This is a genomic window from Parashewanella spongiae, from assembly GCF_004358345.1.
Taxonomy (GTDB): domain Bacteria; phylum Pseudomonadota; class Gammaproteobacteria; order Enterobacterales; family Shewanellaceae; genus Parashewanella; species Parashewanella spongiae.
The window spans coordinates 1,758,828-1,778,378 of the sequence record NZ_CP037952.1; the positions used below are offsets into that span (position 1 = coordinate 1,758,828).

The following is a 19,551-nucleotide window of genomic DNA, read 5'->3' on the forward strand; positions in this document are numbered from 1 at the left end:
GTATTCAACTGCTTGAATGATTAATTTCAGATAGCTTGGTTTTTATTTTTAGCTTTTTTTTGTTTTCAACTTCAAAGTTAGATTCTCGACTTGCAAGGCTTCATTCAAATGATGAAGCCTTAATCGTTCATCTGTCAATTTTAAAACTTCTTGCTCTAGGTTTGAAATTTGCTTTTCAAGTACTAGGTTAGCTTTGGCTTGCTGAGATATTACTTGTTCTTGCGAACAAGCTTGCTGAGTTTGTTTTGTATATTGCTCTGAGTGAGTGGCAATTTTGGATTTTAAATGAGAAATCTTTTTATTATGATCAAATAAATAGGAGATCCATGCATGACTGAAATCTCTTCTTCTACCACAAGTTTGCATTGGGGTTGTTCGTTTTTTGTTTTCAGCGCCTAAAACAGACATTGAAGCGTTACACAGTAGAAACTCAACGCATTTAAAATCGCCTTTTTTCATAATGATATGTGCGGGCGTATCCCCAAATTGTGTTTCATTGCACAGCAGTTTTTCTTCCAATCCTTGACTTCCATATTGCTTGTACCAAGCATCAATTACGGGCTTGAGTATGGAGTACTCTCCTCTACTTCCTAAAAAGTGAAAGATATTTTGGTTGTTCTCATAAATTAAGTTTAGTGACGCATTATACTCAATTAAAACTTGTAGTAAGGCTATGTTTCCAGTTCTGATTGCAATACAAAGTGGTGAATCCATAGAATTAGCTATGGCATCATGTTTTAAAGCAAGCTGGCCTGTTGCAAGAAATATGGGCGTAAATGAGGGACATTCAAATAAAACCTCATTAAGTTCTGAATTATTTATTTGGAATACCGCGAATAGGTGCCTTGTTCTTAAGCACTGAGGGTATTCTTGCAAAAGATTTTTAATTCTAGAAAGTAAAATAGGCTTAATTTTGTTAGTAGGGTATTCAGAAATGTATTTACTTAGTTTTGAAGTATGCTCTGATATTTGAGCAACTAGCCTCTGATCCCCTAGAGGAACTGTAAGTTGTGCTCGAGAGCTAATGATCGATTTTCTTGTAAATCCAGTCGGTTGAAATGGACCGTTCAATATAGGCGGGAGGAGTTGCTGGTTTGGTTTTACGTCTGGCTTTGTTGTTGTGAGTTGTTTTTTAGGAGGAAATGCAAAGAATTTTCCTGTATCAAGCTCTCGAGATGATGGTTTAGAAACCTGAGAATGAAAACATGAAAGCATGGCCGTAGAGGGGGAGTCTAGCCCTAAAGGTTGCTGTTTTTTGACGTTCGGTGAGTAATAGGCTTTAAGTAAAGTGGGTTGCGGTAATTTTGGATTTTGAAATGATATTTTACTTTCATGAGGAGCAGGTTGCAATAACGGTGATGGCTCGATACTCCATGAATCTTGCCTTGAATGTGATAAAGACAATGTAGAATAGTCAGCACTCATAACGGGCTCCTCACTAGCAGTAATAGCTTAATGTACCACATTCATAGCATTGTTTGGTCAAGGCCACTTCCTTTAAAGCGGCTTTTCATTATGATGCACTGTACACTCTTTGTTTTGGTCATTAATATTATGATTACATTGGATTTAATACGAAAATGCTTTATGCTTTTTTGATGAACAACAGATTAATCTTAAAAAAGCATCAATAATTAGACGATTGAGATCCTTATCTTAATGGTTCAGTTATTACTGTAATTGGTATTAGTTCCTTCCGTCATACACACTTTCAGTATTGAAGGGGATTTATACAAGCAATGAATATTTAATACTAACTTGATATTTAGATTACCATGATAATTAGCATAGTGTTTTTCATAGGGTGTTAGAGAGGTTATTTCCTATGAGATGCATCAAATCAAACTTTATATTATCCAGTTTTATATGGTTAGTTATTACGAATTTTTCTTTTGCAAGTGAACAAATGAAAGAAAGTTACTACCTTGATTTAACTCCGATTAAAGCCTTTTCTAATAAGAATTATATTTCAATAATTAAAAGCAGTGACCCAAATATCTTACTCGCTACAAACGGTTCCACATTATATCGGTCGTATGATAGAGCTGAAACTTGGAAAGATATAAAATGGGTCACAAATCATGGCTGGTGGCAGCAAATTGTTTCCTCGCCAAAAGATTCCCATGAATTCGCTGCTGTTAATAATGATAGGTTGCTGAAATCTTTTGATGACGGAGAGCACTGGGAACAGGTAAAGACATCTTGTCCTTTGGTAATTAAAGATAAACAAAATCATAAAATAACCAGCATTATCAGTTATCTTGGTAAGAGGAATCGGCTTGCGTTTAATAGTCATTCTAACGGCGAAGGGCTATTTTTGTCAGAAGATGGCGGTTTGACATGCCATGAGACTAATTTAAAAGGAAATTATTGGCAAATAACAAGTTCGGAGGGTTCCAATCACATATTTGCTATAAATTCTTGGGATGGAGTTATGGCGCGTTCAGATAATGGAGGTGAGTTATGGAGGACATTGAATTTTAAGGGGGCTGGAGTTCCTTTGATGTTGGCTTTTCCTTTCAAGCGATATCATTTGAATAATGCAATTTATTTTACAATGATCAATCGTGATTTTAAGTATGGAAATTCATCATTAATAAGTAGCTATGATGGTGGGGAAACTTGGTCAAGATTGAAAACTGATTCAGTCCAGCCATTAACAATATTTCCTTTCCATTCGTACCTCAGTTCACTTGGATTCATTGCTTGGGATGTGAAGAGTAATTTTCATGTATTAAAAAAAGTAAGAGGAAAAGAAGAGTTTAAGAAAATGCCTTTAAAGTTTATTTCAGAGAGTGGGGAACCAGTCAGTTTAACAAATTTTAGAGGTTTTAGGTTTACAGCTATAAATACTCAACATACAGAAGGGATACTATTGCTCGTTTTACATGATAATCCAGACGCTATCGATGGAAATGGATATCACTACTTTAAATACAGGTTAAGAAGATCAGTGACCTAAGATTTTAAAGTTCATTACAAGCCAATAGTTTTCTCAACAAATTAACTCACGAATTTTTGCGTAGCTTTGCTCACAAATATCATTCGATAATTTTTACTATTTAATTTCTGTTGAACAGAAGGAGATAGGGCAAACGTTGTCAGCTTGCAGCTAACAATTCTATTTGGATTGGTATAACTCTATCTGATAATCTGCCAAAAAAGTGGGTTGTGGACTGCACCAAAGTCGGTCGAGGAAAACCGGCGTTACAATATCTGTCGAGGTATTTGTATCGCGGCGTACTGCCGGACAAAGAAATTATCAACGTGACTCAAGATGAAGTGACGTTCCGTTATAAAGACAGTAATACGAAACAAACTCAAATCCGTACACTGGCGACGTTGAAATTTCTTTGGCTTATCATTCAACATGTGATACCGAAAGGGTTTCGACGAGTGCGAGATTACGGATTACTGGCTGACGCTAATCGAAAAAAGCTGAAAGAAGTTCAACATCTGCTGGCGATACTTCTGGGCTGTGCATTACCCGAAATCGACACAGTGAGAACCAAAGCCATTAAGCTGTGCGCTTGCTGTAAGCAGCCAATGCAATTTATGGGGATAAAGAAAACATTGAACTTTAGCATGCAGTTCGACTAACCCAAGTAACATCAATAATAAGGATAATGGCACCACTCAATTGAGGGAAGAGTAACCAGAAAAATGACAACATAACGCAACAGGAATATTGGCATTTTTTTTTAAAACTCAAACGGCCAAGGAATAGGCATATCTACAGCAAAGTGAGCCTTTAAAAAGGCTTACTCACATCACAGGTTTTATACAGAGATATTTGCATATATAAAGTAGAAAACACCGAGAATGGCTTATCCAACAACCAGATAAGATGGCGGCTGCGCGCCATCTATCTTTATTTATTCGGGGCTTTTTAAGGTAATTGGTATAAATATAAACTTTTCATGTCTGCTTGCTCAAAATCAATTTTGACGACCTGATAGTTCGTTATGATGCTGTTATTACTCATTTGAAGTTTAAAAATATGTATAGTTTTTCTTTAACTCTCCATTTACTTGCTGCAACAGTTTGGACTGGAGGACATTTAGTTTTGGCCTGCACCATTCTTCCTTCCGTACTCAAGAACAAAGACTTAGCTTTTATTCAAAAGTTTGAAAGCTGCTATGAAAAGATAGGAATTCCTGCATTGATAATACAAATCTCTACAGGTGTATTCTTAATGAAAAACGCAATGGGCGATAATTTAACGCTTTTTGATTTTTCTGATCCAATATCTAAGTTAATCAGTATTAAACTTATTTTACTCGTTTTGACAGGGGTGCTTGCTATGGATGCACGTCTAAGAATAATTCCCAATTTGTCAGAAAAAAATTTAACATCTTTAGCATGGCATATTATTCCTGTTACGATAATTGCGGTGTTATTTGCATTGGCGGGTGTTTCGTTTCGAACAGGATTAATGCTCTAATTTTTATTAAAAATATAGACTTAAGTATTCGTGTTACGGAGTGAGCATAATCTGATTTAAGGTTGTGCTGGCTCTTATTATTAATCAAGTTTAACTAGGTTATCTATCTACTCATATATTATGTAAATACTATTTGTTAAATAGTAGGCATGACATGACAACGTCACATGAGTTACCAACATTACCAGATAATAGCTATTTCGGCTTTACATTACTAGACGTAGATGACGAACTTGGCTTTGATTCTGAAGTACCTTCTTTAGGTGAAATTGTTTCAGCAGATATCGGACTGATTGTTGTTCGGTTTGGCAAGGAATTGTCTACTGTTGAAGTAAAGCAGGCTCATGTTCTAGAGAAAGAATTAGGTCAACTTTCAGCTAAATTTAGTGAGGAAAAAGCATATTTGTCGACCTTTAATGAGGTGTTATCTCTTGTAAATAATGATGAAATAGATAGAAGTATAAAGGTGGTAGCGTTAAAGCAAGTATTGCACTCAAGTGAAGTATCATCATCTAAAATGCCTGATCTTATTCCTGCACTAATAACACTAAAAATGGAAAGTATTGGTGCAACATCACTTCTTAATAACGTGAAGTTCAAATTGCTAGATGAAGCAATTATTATTTTTTCAAGTAAAAACCCAGATATTGAGTTAACAAAGGATACTAAGTTCAAGTTACGCCAATATGCATCTAACTCACTTGGTTTACGTATTTTCAATACCAAGGGCTATCACTCATCAAGGGGCTGCTTACACCAAACTAAAATTCAGGAATTTCAAAAAATAGTAGATGCATTGTCTTCTCCTTATCATGTCACTCAGAAGTTAGCCGAAGTTTGCTCCGTTAACTGTAATGAGTATGTAGAGTTAAATTTGCTAATAAACAAGCTTTTAAGTGCCATGCAAATTCCAAAAGATAAAGTTTCACTTGAGAGTCAAACAAAAGTTCAGCGTTTAGTGTTAACTCAACATTTTCAGATGCAGTTCGCGTTACATTTTTTGAAACTAACTAAAACGGACTTAGCTCATGAGTCAGAGCAACCTGAAGTAGTAATCAGTATCAGAACTGACCCATCTAACCCATCTACTCCCTTGCATTCTCACAAAGGTTGTATTTTTAGTTTTGGAGCATTCACAGAAAACCAAATACCTCTTCACGCCTACCATCTAGAAAAAGTGGACATAAGAGATAATTTAAAGTTTGCTATTTGTTCTCAACTCATTGATTCTTGTAGGTCATTAGAAGATATGGTTTGTGTTTGGGAGAAGTATATTCAACTCCAAGGCTTACCAAATGAGCAGATGGGGGTAGCCGAATACCGTTACTGTGAAAAGTTAAAGCAACTCATTCACGAAGGTTTGATAACCACTAAAGCTAATTATACTTGGTCTACCAATTTACCATTATTAGATAAAATGACTATTGAGGAAATTGGCCATTATCTTAAGCAGGATTGTGCACTGTCAAAACTTGAATATGCTGATTCGTTAGATAATTTTTGTGATTGCGCGAAAGAAAGTTTGTTTGACATGAACGTAGAGTCAGTATTTAAACAAGAAAGAATGAATGAGTTTAAGCAGCAATTTGAAATTTTATATAAAGAAGGCTGCATTCAATTATCAGATGTTTTAAGTTCTCAGAAATTACTTGCAAACTCTCCTATGAAAAATTTTATACAAGAGTTGTACTTATTACAGGTGAAGCGAGAGTTGACTCAGAGTTCTAATGTTTACAAGCTGTTGTACTTCATTGAAGTTTTTAATCAACAAAATTGTTTTGATATGGATAGCGACTTTATTCGTGAAATAAAAAAAGTGTTAATTGAAGATTTATCCAGCCATATCAGCCAAAAGCAAGTGAGTTTAGGGCAGTTTAAGCAGATACAAACAAAACTGAAAAAGTTGGACAAAACGCAACAACAAGCCTTCGATAGATGCGAAGAAAAATTATTAAAAAACTTAGTTGATGACTGTAGTAACGTAACTGATTTTGAGAGAGTGATAAATGCCATTAACTTAAACAGCCTTTCAAAGAGCGCTACAGAAAGAGTGATTCAAAGTTTAAGAGGAAAAATCGAGAGCTTATTAGGAAATTGTTCGAGCTTTAAGAGCGAATTAACAACGTGGATTTCTTCGGCAACGGCTGAGCAAGTCATTAGATGTGAAAGTGCTTTAGATTTGGTTTATTTGCGGTGTAGTTGTATACAAAGGCTTGCTGCTTTAGACGCATTGTCGGAAAAGAGTAAAGCATTTGAGTCGTTAGAAGTGCTTGCTGAATTATCGACGGACTTACTAAAAACTCATTGTGATAACAGACGGCTTACAAATAGCTTAATCAAAGTTTTAAAAACTAAAAAACCGTCAGTGGAATTATGTTCAAAATTGATTGAAGCAGGTGCGGATTTAGCAATCAAAGATTGGGAAGGTAACTGCTTGTTGATGCTTGCGATCAATTCTAAATCGCTTGAAATCATTGATCTGGTTTTAGCTCAAAAAACAACCTACTGTTCAGAGAATAAAAAAGGTGAAACACCTTGTCATTGGGCTATAGGGTTAGAAGATGAGTCAATGAGAATGAAAGTATTTTTAGCTTCAAAAGAGTTAGTTAATCAAATAACACATACAGGTTACGCGCCAATTCATTTAGCTGTTTTAAGGGGGAATATAGCGCTTGTGGAACAATTATTATCTTTAGGTGTAGAAACAGAAACGCAGACCAATATAGTGAAAGCTGGCAGTGGTTCACAACATTCGGATGGTCTATTACACCTAGCTGTTAGGCATGACAAGCAAGAGATGCTCGAATGGCTTTTACAAACTGATTTTGGAAAAGAACAATTGCATATTGCAAATGAGCAAGGCGCAACACCAGTGTTGCTGGCAGCCATGCAGGGGACAATCAGTGCAGTAAGCATCTTGATTAAAGCTGGAGCGAAAGTAGGGCGCAACGATCGCGAACTCGAAGGAAGAAACGCTCTACATTTATCCGCAATGAATGAACGTTTAGACGTTTTTAATTTTTTCTGGGACCAACCACAGTTTTATAAAAAGGATAAAGATAAGAAGAATAAAGATTTAGTTAAAATTGCTATTTCTTGTGAACGCCCTGAAACTTTAAAAGTTATGTTAGCTAGCTCGCATTTTGACCCTCTCGAATATGATAAAAATGGACAAAATTACCTTCATTATGCCGCCGGTTCAAGATCTCCTAAATGTGTCGCTGTGCTAGGGAAAAAAGTACAGGAACTGGGAGGGTTACAACGGCGAATAACAAACCTTACATCAGGTGATAGCAATAAAACTGCTTTAGAAATTGCTTTAACATATAGACGAAGCGAAAATGTTGAGATTTTAAAAGAACTGCTAATGGATTCGAGAAGAGTCCAAAGACTTGTTAAAACACAAACACCAAGTCATTCTGTTAAAACAGAAAATTCGCCTAAAATACAGGATTACTATGCAATACAAAACAGTCTACTAGGGTATTTCCCTATCACTGGAAACCCATGTGCTGATCACTTGTTAAATGATCAAATTTGGCAAAGCACACAGGCAAGGATACATCATGGTCGGTGATATTAAACAAATGTTTTTATCCAAAACCGACAATAATGGTTATTGCTGTCGGTTTTGACTTCGTTTTTTCAGCATCTTTTGTTGCACACTTAAGCTTGCTTTCACGAGTAGTTCAACATCAGCTTCTATAATTTGCTGAAAACTCAATGTTAACACCCATTTGTTTGCTTCATTTGGATGCGGTTGGCAATCATCGACCGATGTTATCGCTAATAATGCAATCAGTTCATCTCGAATAAATACAGTCGATTTATAATGTTGGCCTATTTGAGCAGAAAAGTCGGTTAATACTTCAATTCCACCGCCACCAAACTTTAACCCGAGGGCTGGCTCACCATCTTGAGGTTCGCTTTCGAGAACGTATTGCAAGATGAGGTCAATTTTTTTTGATTGCAGTTTGAGGTAATCAACGACTGACTTAGTGTCACTTTCAAGTTGTCGGAGTTGCATCAAGCAGTTTGATTCAACATTTTTAACTTCACTGAGTAACTGTAATCCAATAGATTGCAGTCCTTGGAGTTCATTTTCTGTGGGTAATCCCTGATCTTTAGGCCAAAGTGTTAAAAAAGCCTTGAAGGAATGAGGCACGCTGAAATACGGGTTAGAGTCGTCGGTCAAGATTTGCCTCTTTATTTATGGGGATAATATCCTTATTATCGTGCCTATCTATATGATTTAGCAAGTTCGACGCACAGGATATCACTCATCTTCCATGAATTTTAAATTCGTTACTTATGTCGGTTATCGTTATTGGCGTTCTAAAAAGTCAAATAGCTTTGCATCTTTCATTACTTTTTTTGCGGTTACTGGGATCTTTCTTGGGGTTGCATCATTAATTATTGTCAGTTCAGTTATGAACGGCCTCGAAGGACAATTGAAAAATAAATTGCTAGGCTCTATCCCGCAGTTAACCATAAAAACAGTCGACCCTATTGATAATTTGAATGATAGATCATCAAAAATCATAAATTTGCCTCATGTGTTAGGCTTAGCGCCCAGTGTAGCGACTGAAGCTATGGCTCAATCACCCAGCACGATATCAGCTGTTCAACTGTATGGAATGTTTCCTCGGGATGCCGAATTAGTCGCTAGCGTAAGTGAGCATATCTACCCAGGGTCAATGGAAGATCTTGTTTCGGGTAAATACAGAATTATTTTAGGTGGTGAATTAGCCAGAAGACTCAAAGTCTCGATTGGTGAGCAAGTTCGCTTGCTAAGTGGTGATGGCGTTATCTATTCACCGATTGGACCGGTTCCCAGTCAGAGGAAATTTACCCTTGTTGGTATTTTTGAAACTGGCTCTCAAGTTGATGCACATGTTGCCTACGTGCATTATAAAGATGCACGTCGATTAACCAGAAAACAACCAAGTGAAGTCAATGAGCTTAGAGTATTTCTTGATGATCCATATAAAACATCGGTATTAGAGGATCAAATAAGGAAAGTATTTGATAAGCAACAAGTGTCAATAACAGATTGGCGTAGCACTTACGGCAGTTATTTCGCAGCGGTTAGGATGGAAAACAATATGATGTCCTTGATGTTGAGCCTAATCATTTTAGTAGCCGCTTTTAATATCATTTCGTCGCTGGTTATGATGGTGATTGATAAAACTACAGATGTTGCAGTATTGAAAACTCAAGGGTTATCTACAGCAAATGTAATGGGCGTATTTATGATCCAAGGGACATTCAATGCAATTTTAGGCCTAATAGCTGGCTTGGTTGTCGGTGTGATCATCAGTTTAAACTTGAATGACATTTTATCAGTAATGGGCATTTCAATATTGGGCGTTGGCCAAAGTTTGCCTGTTGTGATAGAAGGCCACAGACTTTTGGTTATTGGTATTGGTACCTTGGCGATTAGTTTGTTAGCAACAATATACCCAGCGCTAAGTGCAGCTAAAGTTGAGCCTGCAAATGCATTACGACATGAATAAATAAATGGATAAATTGATGAAACAGCAAGCCATATTAGAAATCGAAAATGTCTGTAAAAGCTATCATGATGGTGATGTTACTACTCAGGTATTAAAAAACGTCAATCTGACCGTTTATTCGGGCGAGCAATTAGCAATTGTAGGTAGCTCTGGATCGGGTAAAAGTACTTTACTTCATATTATGGGTACCCTTGATAAACCAACAAGTGGTAAAGCAATGCTTGAAGGAGAAGATCTATATCAAGCAACTGCAGCTCGGAAAAATCAAATTCGCAATCAAGATCTTGGTTTTATTTATCAGTTTCATCATTTATTGCCTGAGTTTTCTGCGGTAGAAAATGTGGCAATGCCAGCTTTGATTCAGGGAGTCAACCGCTCCCATGCGCTTGAAAAAGCAAAAAAACTGTTAGTTAGAGTTGGGTTATCCCATCGGTTGAATCACATTCCTGCTGAGCTATCTGGTGGTGAACGTCAACGAGTAGCAATTGTTAGGGCACTGATTAATTCTCCAAAGTTAGTACTTGCTGATGAGCCTACAGGTAATTTAGATGCAAAAAGTGGTGAAACCATCTATCAGTTGATTCAAGAGTTGGCTGAGCAACTTGGTACTGCATTTGTTGTTGTAACCCATGACAACCAGTTGGCTTCAAAAATGGATAGACAACTACAAATGAAAGATGGCAGTTTGCAAGAAACTACATTACAGCATAATGAGTTAGCTGTAGAAGGTGCCAACTAATGAGTCGTAGTTTGGCATTAACAGTAGGATGGCGGTTTTATCGGGCTAGGCAGTCAAATAAATTTATCAGCTTTATCGCATTTGCATCCACGGCGGGCATAGCATTAGGTGTTGGTGTATTAATTGTTTTGTTATCGGCAATGAATGGTTTTGAGAAAGCGCTTGAAGAGCGACTTCTTGGCGTAACACCTCATGCTGAACTAATTGGTGTAAATGCGCCAATTGATGACTGGCAACGGCTTATTGATGATGCAAAAAAAATACCGGGTATCGCGGCGGCGGCACCGTTTATGAAAATAAATGGATTAGTACAAAAAAAGGGTGGTTTTCAAGCCATTCAACTTGTCGGCATAGATACTCAGCTTGAAGGTGCGGTTTCAACTCTGCCTCAATTTACGGATAAAGTAAGTTGGAATAGTCTTGGTCCAAAACAAGGTAATCATGTCATTGTTGGTAGGAGTCTGCTTAAAAAGCTCAATTTGGAGATAGGCGATACATTGGCATTGTACGTGCCAAAACAAGTTTCTGGTTCATCAAGTAATTTTGCATCAGCTAAAAGTCACCGATTCGTCATTACAGGCACGTATACGCTGGGTGGAGAACTAGAGTCTACTACAGCTTATATCCCCATGGACTATTCTCAGAGTTTACAGGGGTTTGGTAATGAAGTGTCTGGCGTGCGCTTAAAAATGGATGATGTTTTTATGGCTCCTCGATTGGTAAGGCAATTAGGCTATAGCCAAGAACAGATAGTAAATATGCTGGATTGGACGAGAACTCAAGGTCATGTTTATCAAGATATTCAACTTGTTCGATTAGTCATGTATTTAGCTTTAGCCTTGGTTATTGCCGTTGCGTGTTTTAATGTGGTTTCAACCCTAGTGATGTCAGTTCGAGATAAGCAATCTGAAATTGCAATATTAATTACAATGGGGTTAAGTCGCTCGTCAGTCATGCAAGTTTTTATGGTGCAGGGCACGTTAAACGGAATTATTGGTTGTAGTATCGGTGCTTTCATTGGTGTGATTTTAGCGTTAAACCTAAGTGCACTTGCGAAACAAATAGAAGAATTATTTAATGTACAGATTATTTCTGGCGATGTTTATTTTATTGATTTTCTTCCATCTGAGCTGCAGTGGAATGACGTTTATATTTCAGTCGGGTTGGCATTAGCAATGAGCCTGTTATCAACACTCTATCCGGCGTGGAAAGCCACTAAAGTAGATCCGGCTGAAACTTTATCTGGTGGATAAGTCAATATGGACACTAGCACAGGGTTTAAGTAGAGTAGGCTACTTTAACCTAAAAACATCAGTTGAACGCTGAGTATACGCGTAACTATTTGAGCGATATGATGATTTTATCATCAAGGCTTTCATCCAATGAGTGAAGTGCTCTACGCTCACAAGCTTGCTAAAATGACTGCTATTTGCGTTGTAACTTTTGCAAGTAGAATAACTACTTGCTGCAAGCTACGCCTTACTATCAGCCATTTTTTCTACGCTTGAGAACGCAATCAACTGATGTTTCTAGCTTTAATGAACTGGTGATCTCTCCAAAATAATTCATTGAAAATATTAGTTACTATTTCGTCATACCAAGCATAGGCTGGTATCTAGGGGCTGTTTATCTTTCAGGATTAAATTTTGGGCTATTTGAGCATTTATCTGTTCAAGGCGTAAGCAGTGAAGCTTAGTCATCTAAGTAAACGGGTTACAACACAGAACAGTGAACGCTCAAAAGCATCTATGACAGCGTAAATAGGTCATTTCTACTGCGTTATCGCTTGCTTATTTGGAATACCAAACCGCACAAGCTCTGTCTTGTATAAAACGACCAATTTATCGCTGCAAAAATAATCACGAAAGATAAACAGCCCCCCTAGTGTCTTTGTAAAAATTAACAAAAATCACTGGATACTCACCTTTTGAGTATGACATAACGGTTTGAATTTACGTTATTATTAAACAGGCTTTATTTTCTTATCAAACATTAGGGTCTGTTGATCTTTTATGATTAAATTTTGTGCTATTTGAGCATTTATCTGTTTAAGGCGTGAGCAGTGATGCTTAGCCATCTAAGTGAGCTGGTCACAACACAGAACAGTGAATGCTCAAAAGCATCGAAGAAAGAGAGAGCGTAAATTGGTCGCTCTTTCTAAATAAAAGGTGCTGCGTTATCGTTTTCTTATTTGGAAACGAAGTAACGACAGTTTTGTATGTCGATAATAACCAAACCTCACAAACTCTGCCTTGCATAAAATAACCAATTTATCGCTGCAAAAACAATCACGAAAGATTAACAGACCCTAGACGGGAGAACGATTTGTTGTTCCCCTTACTTTCTTCTCTTCCAGCGATTTACTACTGAAAAGCGCCATAACTGTTTAATGATAAAGTAGCTAATAATTGACGATGTGAAACCTAATACTAAACAACCCAGTAAGAATGGAGGGCCTATGGTTGATAAAGAATGTTCTAACCATTGCCAGCTTAGTTCAAACGTAAATTCTCCAATCGGTTGATTGAGTAGTTTAGTACCAAGCCAATAAGCCGCATAAAATAGAAATGGCATGGTAAATGGGTTAGTAAGCCAAACTAATGCAACTGATAACGGCAGGTTAACGTTAAAAAATATGGCTAAAGCCGCTGCCATGATCATTTGAAAAGGAATAGGAGTCCAAGCGCAAAATAAGCCAACGGCAAATGCTCCAGGTGCCGATTTTCGATTTAATGCCCACAAGTTTGGATTGTGGAGCAAGCTCCCAAATATCCTTAAATGTTTATGCTCACGGATGCTGTGAGGGTCTGGCATAAATTTTTCAATAAATTTCTTTGGCATAATGCTACTGCTAGTTTAACTTAATGTAATGAATCGATTTATGTTTGGCTTTTGTGCCACTTCATTATCAGCGATTTTTTGGCATTCGCTGCTGCCGTTTGAATTTTTTGTCCCAGTAATAATGTTGTTAGCTATTATTCTCTATTACCGAGTATGGCTGCTTTCTGGCGCCATAATTTCACTCTTATGGCTTAGTGTTTACAGCCACTTCTTATTGAGTTTTCAAACAAAAAACGACTTAAATGAACTCAAAGTTAAAGCTGAAATCATATCACTTGTCACCCAAAACAGCGACTGGCTTTCAGCAGATATTGCGTTAATTCAACCAAATGTAACTTTTTTGCCCAGAAAAAAACTCAGGATTTCTTGGCGAACTACGCAAACCGTAAAAGTTGGGCAAGTGTACCAATGGCAATTAAAGCCTAAAAGTATTACTGGGATATTAAATAAAGGCGGTTTTAATCAACAAAAGTATTATCTGAGTCGACATATTTTTGCTAAAGCTAATGTGAAAAGTGCGGAACTTACCGGTGAACAACAAAGCTTGAGGCAGCAACTTCTTTTTAGCTTGAGTAAAGCGCTTGGTAAATTCAATAATAGTGACTTAATGTTGGCTCTGCTTTTAGGTGATAAATCTCAGTTTTCAAACCATCGCTGGGAAACATTACGGCAAAGCGGAACTGGGCATTTAGTTGCCATTTCAGGGCTACATCTTTCAGTGATAAGTGCGTGGCTGTTTTTGTGTTCGTTTTGGTTTATGACGCGGTTGAGACAGGCTCAAGGGAAGTCAAATTTAGTATTCGCAATTGTTGTTTCTTGTTTTGGTGCCTTATTCTATGCGTATTTAGCTGGTTTTGCTATTGCAACTCAGCGTGCATTAATTATGTTGCTTGTTGTCATGGGACTTGCTCTATTTCGGCGTTTTTCGTCGCCATGGGAAAGATTGTTGATGGCGTTGTTTGTTATTCTTATTATTGATCCATTAGCAGTGCTTAGTGCTGGGCTATGGCTTTCGTTTACGGCTCTAACACTTATTCTGTTAAGTATCAGTCATTATCAAAAGTCTCGTTCTATAGGGAAAAATACTTATCAAAAAATTAGAGTTCGTCTAAAGCAATTTATACTCATTCAGTTATGTTTATCTATTGGTTTAGGGCTGTTAGGTGCATTACTTTTTGGTGGAATGAGTGTTCACAGTATTTGGGTAAACCTGCTTGTGGTACCTTGGTTTAGTGTTGTAGTCATTCCTTTAGCTTTCATTAGCCTTATTATTTGGTGCGTGGGCCGATTGTTAGGATTGAACTGGGATTACGGCTTTGAGCTGACAGATTTAAGTCTTCAACCTTTTAGCTGGATAGTCGAACAAGTCCATAAGTTGCCATTCAGTTGGGTTCATTTCTCTGAAGTATTAATTATTCCATCAGTCCTTTTTTTAATTGCAATCATTAGCTTCGCGATCATTCATAAGACTCAATACAAATGGATGTCACTAATACTGATGCTGCCATTACTTTTCAATCTAGGTAAAATTCTCATTTCTCAATCAAACAGTTGGAACCTTCATTTACTCGATGTTGGACAAGGATTGGCAGTGGTAGTTGAAAAAAATGGCAAAGGGTTTATCTATGATACCGGAGCGGCTTACGGGGAAAGCTTCAGTTATGCTGAACGAGCTATAGTGCCTTTTTTGAACTCAGTTGGACTGACAGAGATTGATCATATTGTCATCAGTCATAGCGATAATGATCATGCAGGTGGACTGGCCGTGTTGAGGAAACAATTTCCTAACAGTGAAATTATTGCCAATGCAGAAAAACTTGATCCGACTCAGAACTGCTACCCAAAGCAATTTGAATGGCAGGGATTAGAGATCACTATCTTATGGCCAAATAGCCAACTTGAAGGGAATGATGGTTCTTGCGTAATAAAAATTACAGATGGCCGAAATAGCGTATTATTGCCCGGTGATATTGAGCAATACGCCGAATATTCACTTTTGAATGATAGTTCAGAGTTAAAAAGTGATGTGTTGATTGCCCCTCATCACGGGAGTCGTACATCATCATCTCCTGAGTTTGTAAAAGCTGTTTCACCTGAGTTATTACTTGTGCCTGCTGGATTTAATAATCGTTATGGTTTTCCTAAGCAGGAGATTATGCAGCGATATAAGAATATAAATAGTGAGATTGTTGTTTCTGGCTTGCAGGGACAGATTACTGTAACTTTCGATGAAAATGGATACCGATATCAAACATATCGCTCAGATTTTGCACCATATTGGTATAATCAACTGTTTAAGTTTGGCGAGTTAAATGATTAAGAGTAGAATAATGTTATTATCCAAATTCGTACGTTATCAATGACAATTACCTCAGAAGATTCTTTACGTCCTGTATTTAAGCGTTTGCTTGGCTATCTGTCACCAATGAAAGCCATGTTCATAGTGGCTGTTTTGGGTTTGATTACCTACGGAGTCGTTGATGCGACTTTCATTCTTTTCATTAAACCTTTTGTCGATGAAGGATTCTCACAGACTCCAGCAGTAGCAAGTGTTGCTGAAGGGTTAATTCCAGAAAATTCAGGCTTTAATAGTAGCAGCGATATGTTATATAAAGCCCCGTTTTTTGTGATTGGAATGTTTACGCTGCGTGGTATTGCGAATTTCGTATCAACTTATTGTATTTCCTATATGAGCTCTCAGCTTATTATGGTGATGCGACAGCAGGTATTTAATCACTATTTGTGCTTACCAGTAAGTTACATGGATAGAGAAAACACGGGTAATCTTATTTCGCGAGTGACCTTTGATACCGAGCAGATCGCACGGGCATCAGGCAGTGCTTTGATCTCAATTGTTCGAGACAGTGTTACCGTACTCGGTATGTTGTCGATAATGTTTTATTATTCGTGGAAATTATCACTGTGTATTTTGATTATTGGCCCAATGATTGGTTTTGTTGTCAGCTTTGTAAGTCGTCGTTTTAGAAAAGTATCGAAACAAATTCAATCGGCTATGGGCGGAGTGACTGCTGCAACAGAGCAAATGATAAAAGGGCATAAAAATGTATTAGCCTTCGGTGGACAAGAAACAGAGCAAGCCCGCTTTGCGAAAGTAAACAATGTCAACCGTCAACAAAATATGAAACTCGCTGTTGCTCAAGCAATCAGCCAGCCGGTAATTATGATACTGGGTTCATTTGCCTTGGCATTCGTGTTGTATGCCGCCAGCTTTGAGAGCATGAAAAGCGAATTAACTGCAGGTACATTCACTGCTGTGATTGGTGCGATGTTATCTATGCTTCAACCTATTAAAAATTTATCTCGTGTGAATGCTGAGTTCCAGCGGGGTTTAGCGGCTTGCTCAACCGTGTTTGCGCTTCTTGATACTAAGGCTGAGGACGATAAAGGCGAATATAGAACAGAAAGGGCTAAAGGGCATTTAACTTTTGAAAATGTTAAATTCCGTTATCCTGAGCAAGAGAGATTGGCATTAAATGATATTAATCTTGATGTTAAACCCGGTAAAACAATTGCCTTAGTTGGGCGTTCAGGTTCAGGGAAGTCGACCATTGCGAGTTTGGTTACTCGATTTTATTCTGGTCTCGAAAATGGCGACATTAAACTAGACGGAGTGAGTGTAAATGATTACTCACTTAAATCGCTTCGTGATCAAGTCGGGTTGGTCTCTCAACAAGTGACTTTGTTCAGTGATTCGATTGCAAATAATATTGCCTATGCGTATCCGGGCAAGGTGACGAGAGAGCAAATAATTAAAGCGGCTGAATTAGCTCATGCCTTAGAATTTATCGATCAACTGCCTGAAGGACTAGATACGCAAGTAGGCGAAAACGGCGTTCTCTTATCTGGTGGTCAGCGTCAGCGAATTGCCATTGCCCGTGCAATTTTACGAAACTCACCAGTTTTGATTTTAGATGAAGCAACTTCAGCACTAGATACAGAGTCAGAAAAAGCCATTCAATCTGGGTTAGATAATTTACGCCATAACAGGACTTCAGTCGTGATAGCACATCGTTTATCAACGATAGAAAATGCAGATGAAATTCTTGTTATTGAAAGAGGTGAAGTGATTGAACGTGGCGAACACAAAACGTTGCTTGCCCAAGAAGGTCATTACGCCAAACTTTACTCAATGCAGTTTAGTAGCTGATGCAGGGCATAGTTCATAAAATTTGGTATCAAAATCATTGGTTGCAATGGTTGTTGTGGCCTTTATCTTGGTTGTTTGGGCTGATCAGCGGTTTTAGGCGAATGAGTTTTTTGTTTGGCTTGAGTAAACAACACAAAGTCTCTGTGCCTGTGATTATTGTTGGAAACATCACCGCTGGCGGCAGTGGTAAAACGCCGATGGTGATTCATTTGATCGAGCTGCTAAGAGCAAAAGGTTATACACCGGGTGTTGTCAGTCGTGGGTATGGAGCAAAAATTGAAGGTGTAGTTAGCGTAACGGAAGACCATACACCTGAAGACATTGGTGATGAGCCAGCGATGATTTTCGCAAGAACAAAAGTTCCCATGATTGTTGGTGCTAAAAGAGTTGACGCGGCACAAGCATTGATAAATACGTGCAATGTCAACGTGATCATTAGTGATGATGGGCTTCAACATTATGCGCTTGGTCGTGATATTGAGATTGCAATTATTGATGGTGAGCGTCGTTTAGGGAATAAAAAATTGATTCCAGCTGGTCCATTAAGAGAGCCTGTATCAAGGCTTTCAAGCGTTGATTTTGTAATCGTTAATGGCGGTAATACATCGAAAACTGAGTTTTTGATGACATTAGAGCCTTCAGCGCCAATAGCGCTAAAACCGGATCATAAAACATTGTCAGCGTCTGACAGTATTGTGGCTATGGCTGGAATTGGAAACCCTCAACGTTTTTTTAATACTTTAACTCAGCTCGGTTTTAATTGTTATCAGAAATACGAGTTTGCCGATCATCAAATTTATCATCAAGATGAGCTTTTAAAAGTAGCGGTTGATAAGCCGTTAATGATGACAGAAAAAGATGCAATTAAGTGTCGCCAGTTTGCGCAGTCTAATTGGTGGTATTTACCAGTAGCTGCACGCCTTACTCCAAAATTTGATGCAAAGTTGTTACAAAAATTAGCACAAATCACCTAAAAACACGGCTAAGGGACTAGTGATATAGAAAGTACCAATTTTTGTCATACCAGCGAAGGCTGGTATCCAGTGATTTTTATAGAAAAAAGCAAAGGCACTAGACTACCGACATACAAAACTGTCGTTACTTCGTTTCCTGCCTGCGCTGGAGTGACGAGAATTCATCGGTATACTTTCTTCCGCAACTTTCCTAAGCAGTAATTCGTAAATAAAAGGAATCAATAATGGCATTTGATAATAAATTACTTGAGATCATCGCTTGTCCTGTCTGTAAAGGTAAGCTGGATTATGAAAAAGAAAACCAAAAGCTCATTTGCAAAGCGGACAAGTTAGCATACCCAATTACAGAAGGTATTCCAGTGTTGTTGGCTGAACGTGCAGAGCAGTGGCAAGAAAAGTAATATTTTTGGTTTTTAAATGATTGACTTATGAATATCAAAATACCCTTTTTGAGGGTATTTTTTTTCCTGTTTAAAAATGATTTTTACCATCGGATAAAGACTTTATTGAGTTCGAAATGTTTTCATACAACGACCCAATTAATAAATTGGGCATGTTTTTCAATTTTCTTGTTTTTAAATACAGACAAAGCAATCGTCTAGAAGTATTCCCCAGAATGAGAGTTAGCTGAACAAGTGTTGAAAAAAACTTGAAAACATCAATATGTTATAGATAATCCGAAATATAAATTTTTTATTGGTTGTCTAGGGTCTGTTGATCTTTCGTGATTGTTTTTACAGCGATAAATTGGTTGTTTTATGCAAGGCAGAGTTTGTGAGGTTTGGTTATTATCGACATACAAAACTGTCGTTACTTCGTTTCCAAATAAGAAAACGATAACGCAGCACCTTTGATTTAGAAAGAGCGAC

The 19,551-nt window shown here is 37.6% G+C and carries 13 protein-coding genes and 1 pseudogene; 11 read left to right on the forward strand and 3 right to left on the reverse strand.

Annotation, left to right across the window (positions count from 1 at the left end; translation table 11 throughout):
- Positions 1-48: 48 nt before the first annotated feature.
- The gene (locus tag E2I05_RS06750) at positions 49-1,215 is read right to left on the reverse strand and encodes an ankyrin repeat domain-containing protein (RefSeq protein WP_133309527.1); all 1,167 of its coding nucleotides are present in this window, start codon (positions 1,213-1,215) and stop codon (positions 49-51) included.
- 691 nt (positions 1,216-1,906) lie between these two features.
- Between E2I05_RS06750 and E2I05_RS06755 the strand changes: the two genes are divergently transcribed.
- The 4 genes and pseudogenes from E2I05_RS06755 to E2I05_RS06770 all read left to right on the forward strand — a co-directional run bounded on the left by E2I05_RS06755 (position 1,907) and on the right by E2I05_RS06770 (position 8,021).
- Entirely contained in the window at positions 1,907-2,962 is a 1,056-nt protein-coding gene (locus E2I05_RS06755; protein ID WP_133309528.1) for a beta propeller repeat protein, read from the forward strand.
- A 188-nt stretch (positions 2,963-3,150) separates the two neighbouring features.
- Positions 3,151-3,424: pseudogene (locus E2I05_RS22970) on the forward strand (transposase); the annotation flags it as partial.
- A 576-nt stretch (positions 3,425-4,000) separates the two neighbouring features.
- Positions 4,001-4,444, forward strand: a complete 444-nt coding sequence (locus tag E2I05_RS06765; protein WP_121852843.1) for a copper resistance protein CopD — start codon at positions 4,001-4,003, stop codon at positions 4,442-4,444.
- A 154-nt stretch (positions 4,445-4,598) separates the two neighbouring features.
- Positions 4,599-8,021, forward strand: coding sequence for an ankyrin repeat domain-containing protein (locus E2I05_RS06770; protein ID WP_121852823.1), 3,423 nt, complete (start codon positions 4,599-4,601; stop codon positions 8,019-8,021).
- A gap of 39 nt (positions 8,022-8,060) precedes the next feature.
- Here the strand turns inward: E2I05_RS06770 and E2I05_RS06775 are convergent, their stop codons facing one another.
- Entirely contained in the window at positions 8,061-8,639 is a 579-nt protein-coding gene (locus E2I05_RS06775; RefSeq protein WP_121852824.1) for a hypothetical protein, read from the reverse strand.
- Between the two features lie 94 nt (positions 8,640-8,733).
- On the opposite strand from E2I05_RS06775, the gene E2I05_RS06780 reads away from it, so the two are divergent.
- From E2I05_RS06780 to lolE, 3 genes are read left to right on the forward strand one after another with little or no spacing between them, the layout of a single operon-like run.
- Positions 8,734-9,960 (forward strand): lipoprotein-releasing ABC transporter permease subunit, encoded by a 1,227-nt coding sequence (locus E2I05_RS06780; protein ID WP_121852825.1) that lies wholly within the window; start codon positions 8,734-8,736, stop codon positions 9,958-9,960.
- 4 nt (positions 9,961-9,964) lie between these two features.
- Positions 9,965-10,699, forward strand: a complete 735-nt coding sequence (gene lolD, locus E2I05_RS06785) for a lipoprotein-releasing ABC transporter ATP-binding protein LolD (protein WP_244935420.1) — start codon at positions 9,965-9,967, stop codon at positions 10,697-10,699.
- Positions 10,699-11,952, forward strand: a complete 1,254-nt coding sequence (lolE, locus tag E2I05_RS06790) for a lipoprotein-releasing ABC transporter permease subunit LolE (protein ID WP_121852827.1) — start codon at positions 10,699-10,701, stop codon at positions 11,950-11,952. Before lolD ends, lolE begins: the two co-directional genes overlap by 1 nt.
- 1,084 nt (positions 11,953-13,036) lie before the next feature.
- Here lolE and E2I05_RS06795 read toward each other — a convergent pair.
- Positions 13,037-13,540: a DUF2062 domain-containing protein gene (locus E2I05_RS06795; RefSeq protein ID WP_121852828.1), complete on the reverse strand. Its 504-nt coding sequence runs from the start codon at positions 13,538-13,540 to the stop codon at positions 13,037-13,039.
- Between the two features lie 40 nt (positions 13,541-13,580).
- On the opposite strand from E2I05_RS06795, the gene E2I05_RS06800 reads away from it, so the two are divergent.
- From E2I05_RS06800 to E2I05_RS06815, 4 genes are all read left to right on the forward strand, one after another.
- Positions 13,581-15,860: a DNA internalization-related competence protein ComEC/Rec2 gene (locus E2I05_RS06800; RefSeq protein ID WP_243641048.1), complete on the forward strand. Its 2,280-nt coding sequence runs from the start codon at positions 13,581-13,583 to the stop codon at positions 15,858-15,860.
- 39 nt (positions 15,861-15,899) lie between these two features.
- Entirely contained in the window at positions 15,900-17,708 is a 1,809-nt protein-coding gene (msbA, locus tag E2I05_RS06805) for a lipid A export permease/ATP-binding protein MsbA (RefSeq protein WP_121852830.1), read from the forward strand.
- Positions 17,708-18,682, forward strand: a complete 975-nt coding sequence (gene lpxK, locus E2I05_RS06810; protein WP_121852831.1) for a tetraacyldisaccharide 4'-kinase — start codon at positions 17,708-17,710, stop codon at positions 18,680-18,682. The genes msbA and lpxK overlap by 1 nt, the downstream gene beginning before the upstream one ends.
- Before the next feature lie 224 nt (positions 18,683-18,906).
- Positions 18,907-19,083 carry a Trm112 family protein gene (locus E2I05_RS06815; RefSeq protein WP_121852832.1) on the forward strand — a complete coding sequence of 59 codons (177 nt, stop codon included), beginning with the start codon at positions 18,907-18,909 and terminating at the stop codon, positions 19,081-19,083.
- Positions 19,084-19,551 lie beyond the last annotated feature (468 nt).